We start from the raw sequence: 13,569 nt of genomic DNA on the forward strand, positions 1-13,569 counted from the left end.
TGAGCGGTTGCCGGACCACCCTGTTAATGGGCTGGAGGCGTTACTGCCGGGGGAATGGGGTAAGGATGGTGAGGTGTAGTTGGTCGGATGGTTACTATTAAACGACCAGCTGTTCAATCTCGACCAAACACTCGAAGAAGGAGAAGAGCCCTCTAACCAATACCTGATGGATCGTGCCAGTTTGCTCACGCAGCAGGCTGAGGCTTTCACGGAATTAACGTCCTTGCTCGATCAGAAGCAACATGATTTTCAGGACTTGATTGCCCAATTAAATCGAGACAATGAAAAAACACTTACTTCCATTGATGCAAGCACGGCGACGAAATCAGTAAATCGATTGTACTTTGCTACTGTAGGGGCAGGTATGAAAAATTTGCCAACTGCTGCTGCGTCTGCCCTACGCAAAATAGCGGAAAGCTGCCCTGAGCAATTTGGATCGGCCGTCGGTCGGTCACAATCTATTTTAATTCACTATGAAAAACCTTTTGAACCCTCAAAAGAATGTAGCGGAGGGAAAAAAGAGGAATTGAAATCCCACTATGACACCTATATCGAAAAGACGGATTTACTTGACGAAAACTTAAACACGAAAGATGTTCACATCTACCCCAACCCTGCAACGGGGCAATTCACCATTCAGGTGCCACAGAATGAAAGTTCAGTAAAGTGGAAGGTAGACCTCTTTAACGCAAGAGGACAGACGCTTCAAACACATACGATACAGGGAAGTCAACTGCAAATGGACGCGAGTGAGCTTTCATCTGGCGTTTACTGGCTAAGGCTGCAATTTGAAGGACAAAGTATCAGTAAACGAGTTGTTATAAAATAGCTTATTTTGGGGCTAGCTTAATATCAGGCTAGCCCCATCTATTATGTACAAATGACAAAAACCATCCCTCTCTTCCTATTCCTCTGTCTTAGCAGCAGCATTTTCGCCCAATTTTATGATAATCATTGGATGATGGGCTATGAAGGAGGCGACCGATCTCCACCGAATGATTCCTTCGGTGTTTCTATCCTTAGTTTTTATGATGCTGAGTTAAAAATTGAGGACAACCAAACAATTGATCTATTTTTTGACATTAGTGGAAATAGTTTTTCCAATTATACCGGAGATTTATTACTTTATTCAAACAACAGAGAAGTAAGAAATATAGAAGACCAGCCCATTACTAATGGCATACTTGAAGAAAATGGATTTTCAGAACAAGCTGCCCCCCAAACTTTCACTTTTTTACCCTTCGATTTTTCAAACTTGGTCCACTATGTACAAATGACCTATTCAGATGATCCACCTTCTAGGGGACAAAACTTATCAACTTCCTTTATCAAGACAAATGGAGTAGAAGAAATTTACAATAAGATAGAAAACATTTTAACAGATTCTCTTAACAGAGGCCAACTTACGGCATGCCGCCATGCTAATGGTCGGGACTGGTGGGTATTAGTTCCGTTCCTTAATCAACCGGTCATTTATTCCGTGCTATTAAATCCTGAAGGTGTTACGCTAGTAGACACCATAGTAGTAACACACGTCATGCAGAGTGGGCTCGGCCAGGCTAAATTTTCTCCCGATGGCAATCATTACGTCCGCTACAATAAAGTAAACTTAGGACAAGATGATTATTTAGACATCTTCGATTTTGATCGAAACACGGGTAAAGTGTCTAATCATCTGCATACGACTATCAGCGCAAATGCAAATGCTGGCGGGGTAGCCATTTCCCCATCCTCCCAGTATCTATACGTTTCTCACTATAACCATGTCTTGCAATACGACCTTTGGGCTGATGATGTTTTTGCCAGCATGGATACGGTAGCTACCTATGATGGGTATACTGAATGGAATTTCTTTCACAGTCGATTCTTTATGGGTCAGCTGGCCCCCGACGGCAAAATCTATATGAACAATGCCTCTGGGGTAAAAACACTGCACGTCATAGAATACCCGGACAGGAAAGGAGAAGCCTGTGACGTCCGGCAGCACTCCATCCAACTCCCTAACAACAACTCATTTACGCTAGCTAATCACCCCCACTATCGCCTTGGGCCCATCGATGGCAGTCCTGCTGACTCTTTAGGCATTGACAATCTCCCTCGCGCCTACTACCGCATAGATAGAAACGCCGAAGACACCCTGAATTTTCATTTTCAGGATTTGAGTTTTTATGAGGCGGGGAACTGGTCCTGGACCTTTGGGGATGGCGGTAGCAGCAACGAGCGGCATCCGGATCATACTTTCGCTGGCCCGGGCATTTACGAAGTCTGTTTGACGGTAAGTAATGAGCTGGGTAGCGATACCCACTGCCGGACGATAGAGTTGGGTACGGTAGGTCTGGATGATCCCAGCACCCTGACTTTCTCCACTTTCCCGAACCCCGTGCAAGATGTCCTGGTGTTTGATCTCGGTGATTATCTTCCGCTAAATGGTCAGTTTAAGCTCTACGATGCAGTAGGCAGAGAAGTATTCTCTCAGCAAGTGCTCTACCGGCAGGCCAGTTTTAATCTGGGCCATTTGGTGCCCGGCGTCTATTATTATAGCTTCTGGGATCAGGGGCGGCAGATTGGGCGGGGGAAAGTGGTGCGGGGAGAGTAAATACGTTTCAACTGACCGAACCTTCAGCCCAATACCGTACTTTTAGCCTCAAACCACCCACATTTTGGAAAAAGATCTGGTAAAGAGAGACACCTCCTGGCTGCATTTTAATGCCCGGGTATTGCAAGAGGCCAAGGACCCCAGAGTTCCACTCTATGAGCGCATCAAGTTTTTGGCGATCTATAGCTCCAACCTGGACGAATTTTACCGGGTACGGGTGAGTAGCCTTAGGCAGTTCAAAAAAATACCGAAGGAGCAGCGGCGGGAGTTATTCTCCTTCAAGCCGAAGAAAGAACTGAAAACCATCCGTAAGATGGTACAGGCGCAGCAAAAGGAGTTTGGGCGTATCTTCCGGGAGGAGATTCTTCCTCAGTTGAAGGAAGAGAACATCCACTTAATTCATGGAGATGAGATGAATGAGGAACAGGCGGTCTTTGCCGCTGAGTACTTTGACAAAAACATCCAACCGCACCTGGACCTTCATTGGCTGCCCGGAGCAGACGACGATAACTCCGAGCTGCCCTTTCTGAAGAGCGGGCAACTCTGTTTGGCGGTAAATTTTGACGAGGAGGACGCCCGGGGGGCGGAAGAAGTCGCCCTCGTTCCCCTTCCCGGAAAGAAGCTTCCACGTTTTGTCGTGCTACCCAGTCCGGCTTCAGAGCCCGAAGGATACTACGTAATTTTCACCGACAGTATCATCCGGGCTAATCTCAGCCGATGGCTGGACCGCAAAGTAGAATTTGGCTACGCCATTAAGCTTAGCCGGGACGCAGAGTTGTACATTGATAATGAGTTTGACGGAGAGCTGCACCAGAAAATCGAAAGCCGGCTTGCTGAGCGGGACGACGGGCTCCCTACCCGTTTCCTTTTTGACTCCAACATGCCCAAAGCCCTGAAGAAGCGGCTGAAGGCGGCGCTCAATCTGTCCAAATACGATATGATTCCCGGTGGGCGGTACCACAACTTCATGGACTTTTTCGGATTTCCCCTGCCCGAAGGGCGGGAGGATTTGCGGTATCCCGACTACCCACCGCTACCCCACCCCCGGTTGGCAAATGCTGAAAGTTTGTTCGACGCGATTGAAGCCAGCGATATTCTGTTGAATTTTCCTTATCAGCAATACGATTACGTACCGGCCCTGATCAGGGAAGCAGCCTTACATCCGGAGGTAAAGACCATACAGATAACACTTTACCGGGTGGCGGGTAAATCTGCCGTTGTTAAGGAACTGCTCAATGCCCTGAAGTCAGGTAAGAAGGTAGAAGCTTTTGTAGAGACCAAAGCCCGTTTTGATGAAGCCAGCAACCTCTATTGGGGCAAAGAGCTGGAAGAGGCTGGGGCTTATGTCCGCTACAGTTACCCAGCCGTGAAGGTACACACGAAATTGCTGCACATTTTGCGGGAAAGCGCCGAAGGAGAAACTATCCATTACACTTACATTGGCACCGGCAACTTTAATGAGAAAACGGCCAGGCTGTACACCGATCATGCTTTGCTAAGTTGCCGACCTGTCCTGGGGCAAGACGTAAAAAAAGTGTTTAGCCTGCTCAAAGGGAAACTGATTCTTCCGAACTGCGACAAATTACTGGTGGCTCCCTTTTCGCTACAGTCTGAAATGGTTCGTCTGATCGACGAAGAAATTGCCCACGCCAAAGCGGGTAAGCATGCTTACCTCTTCCTCAAAATGAACAGCCTGGAGGAAGAAGGAATGATTGCCAAAATCCGGGAGGCCGCAGCGGCGGGCGTGGAAGTTCGCATGATCGTGCGGGGAATCTGCCGTCTGGTGCCCGGCCCGGATGAAAATATTGAGATTATCTCCATTATCGACCGCTTCCTGGAACATGCCCGCATTTTTATTTTTGGAGGTGATGAGGTAGAAAAAGTCTTTATCGGTTCAGCTGACTGGATGAGTCGGAATCTCTTTCGTCGCGTAGAAGTGGTAACGCCCATTGAAGACCCGCTGCTTCGGCTGGAAATCCGACGAATCATGGACATGCAATGGAGAGACAACCAGAAGGCTCGCATCATCTCCCAAAAGAACCTGAACAAATACCGGAAGGTCACCACGGGAGAAACACGTTACCGGGCGCAGGAGGACATTTACAACTACTATCATCGCCGGCTAATTGAAATCGAGGCTGACGTATAGCTTTCGTTTTCAGATGCCTTAGGTTTTCTTACTACAGCCCGCTTTTGACGGCTGGTTATCAGGGGATTTACGACCCAAAGCCATTCATTTCCCTGTTTTCAAAAAAAAGTGCAAAAAATCTTATTTCAGCGACCATCTATAAAGCGGTAGGATTATCCGACCTGGTGGGTAAATCGCCAAAAACGCAGCGATCTAGCGCTCGAAACCAAATTAAATTTTACATTAAGAACGACATTGCGTTACAAACGAACAATTATTTCGTCAAATATTGTGTCGTAAGGGTTTTAGACCGACCTTTGCGGCGTGAAAACGGAAGGTTCGGATAAGGGGCCTGTTTTCACTACTATTTTAACTTGATTTAAGTGATCCCAAAATTATTGAATTATGCGTGCATCTCAGAAAATTGCTATTAACAACAGTTACCGTATGACCCCGGCTCAGCGCCGTCTATCCGCAGGAGCTACTGGCCCTGCAGGTATGCGTCAGTCCGCTCGCCGGAGTGTTCTTCCCCGTGCCCGCAAGGCAGAATTTGCCGCCGCTATTACCGGCAGCCTTTTAATCATCAGCCTGATCATTGGCCTGTTAGCGCTGTAAGAAATCAGCTGATTAGATTGTGTGATGAATGATGAATGATTTGGCCCGTCTCCTTTGTGGAGACGGGCTTTTTTTGGTCTCGCTAAAAAAAATAGAACATCTTTTGCCTTTATGCTTGTCCAGATTTACCAAAGGAATTACCTTTGCGCCCCATAACCGGAGGAATGGCAGAGCGGTTTAATGCACCGGTCTTGAAAACCGACGTGGTGAAAGCCACCGGGGGTTCGAATCCCTCTTCCTCCGCATCCGTTTTTCGGAGAAGGCCTGGCCGCGCAAGCGGCTGGGCCTTTGTTGTATCCGGACGTCGGAAACGAGGCACGAGTTTCCGTAAGTCCGGATGCAACAAAGGCCCTAACTCCTTCGAGTCTGGCCTTCTCCGAAAAACGGATGTGTCCTTTAACCCACGACAGGGATGGCGCGAAAGCGCAATCCCGTTTCAAGAAAGGAACAACCTTCCTCCATTGCGGCGCTAAGCGCCGCGCAGTTGCTTGATCAACTCCTTACCCCGGATTACGTCGCTATGCGACTTCATCCGGGGCTAAGGAGGTTTGACCACTGCGTGGTCGTTCATATACCACCTGCTAGTATTTCTTCCATTCTTTAACCCGCAGAACGTCCCTGCGCGACTTCATCCGGGGCTAAGGATGTTTGACCACTACGTGGTCTTGCATACCCACCAACCACGCAGTGGTCAAAGGTCCTTAACGCGGGGTAAAACTCACGTAGCAAGATTTACCACGCGTGAGAAGATGCCACGTACATTACATGACGGCGCTTGGCCCAGTCACCACCTATTCGCTCATCCTTGCTCCGGATTGCGTCGCTGCGCGACTTCATCCGGGGCTAAGGAGGTTTGACCACTGCGTGATCATGCACTCCTTAAACGCCGCATCCCGACCCTTCCTGCAGAAGAAACAAACCCAAAGGTCGGGTGCTTGCGTTATAACCATTGCAACTCAATCCAAGCAACCATCATGTCCTACTTACGAGCTCCTCTCCTTCTTTTTGCCTTGCTGCTTTTGGCAGCCTGTAATAATGATCAATCGCCCGCCGTCACCGCTTCGGTGCAGGAAGGCAGCTCAGTTGATGCCTCGCCGGAGGCGCCAGCGGCTGAGACCAGCGAACGGAAAGAGCTCGACATTGTGGTAGAGACACCCGATGCGCCGGCCGATCCGCCCGAGCAGGAAGTTATAAAGCCAGCAACAGCACCGGTAGCTCAGACCATACAGAAGCCTGCGAAGGATGCTACCGTTACCAGAGACAAGCCCGTCGTTGAACCAGCGCCCACACCTCCGGCGGTTACGCCGGCGCAGCCTGCTGCCACTGCTCCTTCAACTCCCACTGCACCCGCGACCGCGCCCCCTGCTGAGCCTGCCGAAGCGCCCGCAATTGTCCCCATTGAAGCGCCCACTGCTGCGGCCAAACCAAGCGCTCCTGATCACAGCAGTTGGAACAGTTTGCTACAAAAGCACGTAACCTCCTCCGGAAAAGTCAATTACGCCGGCTTCAAAAAAGACGAAGCCACACTCGATGCCTATCTGGCTAAGCTGGCTGAATCTATCCCGCAAAGCGACTGGGGCCGCAAAACGTCGCTTGCTTATTGGATCAATGCTTACAACGCCTTCACCGTTAAGCGCATCCTCAAAGATTACCCGGTGAACAGCATCACCGATCTGGACAGCGGAGACCCCTGGAAGGTTAAATGGATTACCCTCGACGGCAAAAGCTACAGCCTCAACAACATCGAGCACGACATCATTCGCCCGCGCTTCCAAGAGCCCCGCATTCACTTTGCCGTTAATTGCGCAGCGACCTCCTGCCCGCCCATCCCCAACCAGGCATTCACCGCTGGCAACCTCAATGCTATGCTGGAAAGTGGTACCCGCCGCTTCATTAACAATCCGGCTTACAACCAAACAGAGGGCAACATTAAGGTCTCCAAAATCTTTGATTGGTACGGAGAGGACTTCGGTGACCTGCGGACCTACCTCAACCAATACCTGAAAACCCCAATCGCCGAAGGAACGGAAATTGGCTTTAAGGAATATGATTGGGCGCTTAATAAGCAGTAAAGTAATCTCCTGGTTCTTGTAATCTGGCAGCCTGTCAAAACATAAGAGCACAAGACTATTTCCTACCTTGCGGTTCAATACTCATGACTATGCCCAAGATGAAGAAAAAGGTTGTTGACGCCTTTGCCCCGGCGGCCCATTTGACGAGCGCTGAAGAAGCCACCGGAACTGATCGTTTTGACGATGTTTATACCGAGCACCGAATCGGGAAGGTGAGCGATATCGTCGCAGACGGAAACCATGCTTTCGTGCTTAAAAGCGAAGGAAAAGGCTGCCTGCGCATCGAGTGTTGGAATGACGATACCATCCGTTTTCGCTTTACGGTAGGTAAAGCAGGAAGAGACTTTAGTTACGCCCGGGCAGAAGGCGTCCAGCCGGCCGGAGAGGGAAAACTCACTGAGGGAAAGGACAAGTATACCATTGAGACGGCCACTCTCAACATTGCAATTGGTAGGGAAGACGGTGCCATTACCATCTACGATCGTGCGTCCGGAGCCATCCTGCATAAGACTCAGGATTCCCTTTACGGCCGCTCTACCCTGCTGGAAGGGGTGCATCAGGTACGGCTGCAATTCGAAACCGATAAAAAGGAAGCCTTTTACGGACTCGGAGATAAAGCGTGGGACACCAACCTGCAGGGTTCCGAATGGTCTAACTACACCGAAGACGCTTTTGCCTACGGTAAGGACCGTAAACTACTTTACCGTTCCATCCCCTTCTGCTACGGGCTGCGCAACGGACACGCCTACGGCCTGTTCCTGGACAACTCCTACCGCTCTCATTTCGACTTCAATGCTAAAAAGAAGGGCGTAGCCACCATCTGGGCCGACGGTGGAGACTTCGATTACTACTTCATCAATGGTCCCGGACTAACCGAAGTAGCCACCCGTTATCACCAGCTAACCGGCACCCCGGAACTGCCCCCTCTCTGGGCTATGGGCTTCCACCAATGCCGCTGGAGTTATTATCCGGAGCAGCGGGTCCGGGATCTGGCCGCCAGTTTCCGCAGTAAGAAAATCCCCTGCGATGCGATTTATCTCGACATCGACTACATGGATGGCTACCGCTGCTTTACCTGGAACAAAGAATACTTTCCCGATCCGAAAAAGATGATCGGCGACCTGAAAAAAGACGGCTTCCACACCGTTGTAATGATTGATCCGGGAATCCGGGTCGATGAAGACTATCACGTCTACGCAGATGGCGTAGAAAAGGACGTATTCTGTAAACGGGGGTCCGGCGAACCGATGGTCGGCCCGGTATGGCCTCCGGAATGTGTCTGGCCCGACTACACCAACCCAAAAGTGCGTGATTGGTGGGGGCCTCTCTACAAAGAGCTCTACAACGAACAGGGAGTAAGTGGGTTCTGGAACGACATGAACGAGCCGGCGATGTTCAAAGTCAATAACCTGACCTTCCCGGACGACGTTCGCCACGACTATGACGGAGCCCCCACCAACCATAAAAAGGCCCACAACATCTACGGCATGCAGATGACCCGCGCCAGCTATGACGGCCTGAAGGCGCTGCAACCCGCTAAGCGCCCCTTCCTGTTGGGCAGGGCGAGTTTCAGTGGCGGGCAGCGCTACGCTGCCCTCTGGACGGGCGATAACATCGCCAGCTGGGAGCACCTGCAGATTGCCAACCGGCAGTGTCTGCGCCTGGCCATCAGTGGTTACAGCCTGGTAGGTACTGACATTGGTGGTTTCGTAGACAACCCTACGCCGGAAATGATGACCCGATGGTTGCAGCTGGCCGTCTTCCACCCCGTGATGCGTGTACACAGTATGGGCAACAATACCGACGGTGCCGCAGAAGCCGAGGCGGAGGAGGTCAAGAAAGCCGAAGAACTCAACCGTCAGGATCAGGAACCCTGGGTGCACGGCAAGGAGGCCACCAAGCACAACCGGAAAGCGATTGAAATGCGCTACCAACTGCTGCCTTACCTCTACACGGCCTTCCGGCAACACGTAAAAACCGGTAAACCGGTACTACGAAACCTCTTCTTTTATGATCAGGAAGACCCGCAGTGCCGGAAATTTGGCGATCAGTTTTTCTACGGGGATGACCTGCTTGTTTGTCCGGTACTGACCGAAGGCGCCAAAAGCCTGCAGGTTTACTTGCCGAAGGGAGAATGGTATGATTTCTGGTCAGGAGAGTTTCACATTGGCGGCAAACGTCTTCGGGTAAAAACCAAGGCTGACCGGATCCCGCTATTTGTTCGGGCCGGAGCAACGCTGCCGACGGTGGACGTCGTGCAGAACACTGCCGAAATGCATAAGCTGCGTGATCTTGAGCTTAGCATCTTCGCCGCTAAAAACGGAGAGAGCCAATTGTACTGGGACGCTGGCGAGGGCTACGGCCACGATGCCGGGCAGTATACGCTGCGCACCTACAAAATGAACCGTTTAGGTAAAAAACTCTCACTAACCCAAACCATCGAAGGAGATTTCAACGCCAGCTTTAAGCGGGCACAGATTCGCTTCGTCGGGCTTACTCAGCCGCCCACCAAGGTAGTGGTGGATGGCCGTAAGCAGACCGCCGGCATCTTCTACGGTAAGCGGGCAGTAGTGATCAATGTCCCCTTTGATTTTAAGTCAATTGTGATTAGCTAAATCTATTCCGCTTAACAGCTGTTTATCGGGCAATAAATGGTTAACGTGCTCTGAAAAATTTTCGGGGCAGTCCCTAAATAGAAACACCATGTTTACTGGCATTATTGAATCCGCAGGCACTATTTCCCGTATTGAACACGAGGATGAAAACGTCCACTTTACGGTGGAAAGTGACATCAGCGACGAGCTCAAAATTGATCAGAGCCTTGCCCACGATGGTGTTTGCCTCACGGTCGTTGCACTGACCGACCGCACCCACACCGTTACGGCCATTCGGGAAACCCTGGAGCGTACGCGACTGGGCAGTTGGAAAGAAGGCGATCGCGTCAATCTGGAACGTGCCATGCAGGCCGGTGCCCGCCTGGACGGGCATATTGTACAGGGTCACGTGGATACTGTGGGAGAATGTTTGCGGGTAGAGGAGGCTGGCGGCAGCTGGTACTTCACCTTCCGCTATGCACCAAGCCCGGAGACTTTGCTGGTGGACAAGGGCAGCGTTTGCATCAACGGGGTTTCGCTGACGGTGGTGGAGCCGGATGGAGACACGTTTAAGGTGGCCATCATCCCCTATACATTCGAGCATACCAATTTTGGAGCGCTCACCGCAGGTGCAAAGGTGAATCTCGAATTCGACATCATTGGAAAGTACATTGCCCGCCAGATGGCGGCCTACCGGGATCTAGCCTGATCAGTGATGAATGAAGCAGAGAAAGACACGGCATTAATTATTGAGGGCGGCGGCTTCAAATCCGCCTTCACCACCGGCATTCTGGACGCTTTTCAAATGGCTGGTTACCAGCCATTCAACCGCTACATTGGCGTGTCCGGAGGGGCTATTGCTCTATCTTACTTTTTGAGTGACCAGTATCGCTTCGGGCTTAACTCGCTCTTGCACCTTACCCGCAACGAGAAATTCACCTCCTTTAGCCGGACCTTCTCCGAACAAGGCTTTATGGATCTCGACATCATTGCCGCCGTGGCCCGCGAGAAGATCGTCTTTGATCTCCTCTCCGCCATGAAGGAAGCCCTGCGCCACCCCGTACACTTTGTTGCCACCGACGAACTTACCGGCAAGCCCGCTTACCTGCAACCTACCCGAGACAACTGGCTGGATGCCATCATTGCTTCCTCCGCACTTCCCTTCTTTACGAAGGGACGTCATGAGTTTGAAGGCCGGGCTTACATCGACGGCGGCTGCAGCGACCCCATCCCCCTGAAGTGGGCCTATGAACAAGGCGTACGTAAGGCCCTGGTGCTAAGAACCTGGCCGGAAACCATGCGTTTCACCCGCAGTTGGTCCGATGTCTTTGGGGGATACTACTACCGGGCGGACCCGATCATGAAACGAGTGGTAGACGAGGGCTACGCCATTTACAACGCCTGCGCAGACTATGCAGACCTCCCGCCGAAAGACCTCAAAGTCACTCAACTCTCTCCCCACCACCTCCTGGAAACGGGCACCTACATCAACACCCCGGAAACCATAATGCATGATTACGGCAAAGGCCTGGACGCAGGGCTGGCACACATAGCGGAACAGCGTGGTAGCGTGGTTGAAATCCTTCGATGAATGAGGGCTTCTCTCTTCATCACCCCAAATTCAACAGCCCCTCCGGCAAAACCATTTCCAGCAGTTTTTCTTCTTCCTTGATCACAACAATCAAGTCTTCGTGAAGGGGGATATAAATGGTTTTACCCTCATGAGTCAATTCCGCCAGGTAGTGCTGGGGCATATCCACGATGGCCTCGATGGGGCCTAAGGGCGGATAATCCTGCGCCATAATGGTGTAGCCCAGAATAACATCATAAGGCGTTTCGGGAACTTCTTCCTTTTCGCTTACCTGGCTATTCAGCAACCAGAGCGGTTTATTACTAAGCAGACTTATTTGCTCCCGGCTGTCGAGTCCTTCAAACTTGGCAATAATAGCTCCTCCACCGCGAAAGTGTTCCACGAAGTAGGGTACGGCGGGGTCACCGATAAGCAGCGACTTAGCCGCCAGCAGATCCTCTTCGTAGATGTCCTCTACCCGAAGCTTAATCTCGCCCTTTAAGCCATGGGATCTCCCCGTCCAGCCAATCTCAATCAGATCCATAAATGAGGGGTATACCCGTTTATTCAGTACGTAATAGTGTTTGGCGGATAAGAAAGCCTTTTTCTGCCTTCTCATCCCAGGAAAGATCGTTGCAGAGCATGAAGTCCAGGCTGCAGCACGTCCGGCATTGCGTAGCCCGCGCGTCGATAAAACGTTCCACCAACCCAATGCCGGGTGCGTAGCGCTCGAAGGCAATACGACGATCGATGAGGTTATCTACCTCTGCTTGTTCAACAACAATAGTGTTTTCCAGTGTCACACCGGTGGAAAGGGTAACGGCAGCCTCCGTTGTATCGTAGCGATATTGCCAACCATTGTAAATATTGAGAAACTCACCGCCAACAACAAATTCCCGGGTCGGGTCAAAGGCAGCATTACCGTCCCAGCTTTTTCCCCGGTCAATCGGGAATACGAGTTTGGTAAACGTCAGATTGTCTTCTTCGCGAATGGCCGTCGTTTGAGATCGGCTGACCGTGTAAGTCTGAAGAAATACCCAGGGGTCCGCCGGCGAACTACGCTGCCATCTTTCGCCCCGGTAAACAGTCGTTCCATCTCCCGCAACGAATTCCTCCACCAGGGTTTCTCTCACCTCAGCGCTTGCCGTATCGTACACAATTCCACTCACGGTGTTAAACACCACCAGGCTGTCTACTGCATAGTAAAGCGGTTGATTAAGCTCCAGAGGGAAATAAGCCAGATCAGCAGAAAAGTCGACTGGTGGCTCCACCTCTTCCTCGCAGGAGGCCGCAAAAAACAAGGGAATAAGCAGGAATAAAATAGCTAGATGACGCATATCGGAAGCGAAGGTAATGGGTTACTTACTTAGTAAATGGTTTTCTATGCTTTTGTGGTGCGGAAAGACAAAAAAACAGCTTCACAAAGTAGTAGTTCCAGGGTCGTTGGCGAAACTTTCCAGCCCCCAAAAACTTTATTAGAGCAATGGATAAAGTTCGCGTCGACAAATGGCTTTGGGCCGTTCGGATATTTAAAAGTCGGACCTTGGCCGGAGACGTAGTCCGTGCCGGTAAGGTACGGGTGAACGATAAGATCGTCAAGCCAAGTTACGCCATTACGGCAGGAGACATACTGACCGTGCAAAAGAACGGTTTCAATATGACTTACGTGTGCCTCAAAACCATTAGTAAGCGGGTCGGCGCTCCCATTGCAGTTACCTGCTATGAAGACCGAACCCCCGCCGAGGAAAAAACGAAGTATAAAGACTGGTTTATTGGTAAGTCAGGTGGTGAGTTCCGGGAGAAGGGTGCCGGACGTCCGACCAAACGAGAAAGAAGGGACATCAACAGATTTAAGGAAGCAGACGACTATTTCGAAGAGGAGGATTACTAGAATTGCAAGCTAGACAAGCGCAAGCTCATTTTTCTTCCCTTACTCAACAGCATATCCGTTCTTCAACAAAAATACCCTAACCCCACAAACGTGGGATCAGGGC

The 13,569-nt window shown here is 50.8% G+C and carries 11 protein-coding genes and 1 tRNA gene; 10 read left to right on the forward strand and 2 right to left on the reverse strand.

Annotation, left to right across the window (positions count from 1 at the left end):
• Nucleotides 1-166: 166 nt before the first annotated feature.
• The 9 genes from BM123_RS22865 (at nt 167) to BM123_RS22905 (ending at nt 11,596) form a co-directional block, all read left to right on the forward strand.
• The gene (locus BM123_RS22865; RefSeq protein WP_139212068.1) at nt 167-829 is read left to right on the forward strand and encodes a T9SS type A sorting domain-containing protein; all 663 of its coding nucleotides are present in this window, start codon (nt 167-169) and stop codon (nt 827-829) included.
• A 51-nt stretch (nt 830-880) separates the two neighbouring features.
• The gene (locus BM123_RS22870) at nt 881-2,596 is read left to right on the forward strand and encodes a PKD domain-containing protein (RefSeq protein WP_090173325.1); all 1,716 of its coding nucleotides are present in this window, start codon (nt 881-883) and stop codon (nt 2,594-2,596) included.
• Between the two features lie 64 nt (nt 2,597-2,660).
• Nucleotides 2,661-4,745 (forward strand): polyphosphate kinase 1, encoded by a 2,085-nt coding sequence (gene ppk1, locus BM123_RS22875; protein ID WP_090173327.1) that lies wholly within the window; start codon nt 2,661-2,663, stop codon nt 4,743-4,745.
• A gap of 384 nt (nt 4,746-5,129) precedes the next feature.
• Nucleotides 5,130-5,339, forward strand: a complete 210-nt coding sequence (locus BM123_RS22880) for a hypothetical protein (RefSeq protein WP_090173330.1) — start codon at nt 5,130-5,132, stop codon at nt 5,337-5,339.
• Between the two features lie 158 nt (nt 5,340-5,497).
• Nucleotides 5,498-5,582: transfer RNA gene (locus BM123_RS22885), tRNA-Ser, on the forward strand.
• Between the two features lie 731 nt (nt 5,583-6,313).
• Complete coding sequence (locus BM123_RS22890; protein WP_090173332.1) at nt 6,314-7,411, forward strand: DUF547 domain-containing protein; 1,098 nt, start codon at nt 6,314-6,316, stop codon at nt 7,409-7,411.
• 89 nt (nt 7,412-7,500) lie between these two features.
• Nucleotides 7,501-10,026: a glycoside hydrolase family 31 protein gene (locus BM123_RS22895; protein WP_090173382.1), complete on the forward strand. Its 2,526-nt coding sequence runs from the start codon at nt 7,501-7,503 to the stop codon at nt 10,024-10,026.
• Between the two features lie 88 nt (nt 10,027-10,114).
• Nucleotides 10,115-10,714, forward strand: coding sequence for a riboflavin synthase (locus BM123_RS22900; RefSeq protein ID WP_090173333.1), 600 nt, complete (start codon nt 10,115-10,117; stop codon nt 10,712-10,714).
• A gap of 6 nt (nt 10,715-10,720) precedes the next feature.
• Complete coding sequence (locus BM123_RS22905; RefSeq protein ID WP_090173334.1) at nt 10,721-11,596, forward strand: patatin-like phospholipase family protein; 876 nt, start codon at nt 10,721-10,723, stop codon at nt 11,594-11,596.
• Between the two features lie 19 nt (nt 11,597-11,615).
• Here the strand turns inward: BM123_RS22905 and BM123_RS22910 are convergent, their stop codons facing one another.
• Nucleotides 11,616-12,119 carry a ribosome maturation factor RimM gene (locus BM123_RS22910; protein ID WP_175489520.1) on the reverse strand — a complete coding sequence of 168 codons (504 nt, stop codon included), beginning with the start codon at nt 12,117-12,119 and terminating at the stop codon, nt 11,616-11,618.
• A gap of 19 nt (nt 12,120-12,138) precedes the next feature.
• Nucleotides 12,139-12,912, reverse strand: a complete 774-nt coding sequence (locus BM123_RS22915; protein ID WP_090173338.1) for a hypothetical protein — start codon at nt 12,910-12,912, stop codon at nt 12,139-12,141.
• A 146-nt stretch (nt 12,913-13,058) separates the two neighbouring features.
• On the opposite strand from BM123_RS22915, the gene BM123_RS22920 reads away from it, so the two are divergent.
• On the forward strand, nt 13,059-13,466 hold the full coding sequence (locus tag BM123_RS22920) for an RNA-binding S4 domain-containing protein (RefSeq protein ID WP_090173339.1): 408 nt from the start codon (nt 13,059-13,061) through the stop codon (nt 13,464-13,466).
• Nucleotides 13,467-13,569 lie beyond the last annotated feature (103 nt).

This window comes from Neolewinella agarilytica (genome assembly GCF_900110645.1).
GTDB lineage: Bacteria > Bacteroidota > Bacteroidia > Chitinophagales > Saprospiraceae > Neolewinella > Neolewinella agarilytica.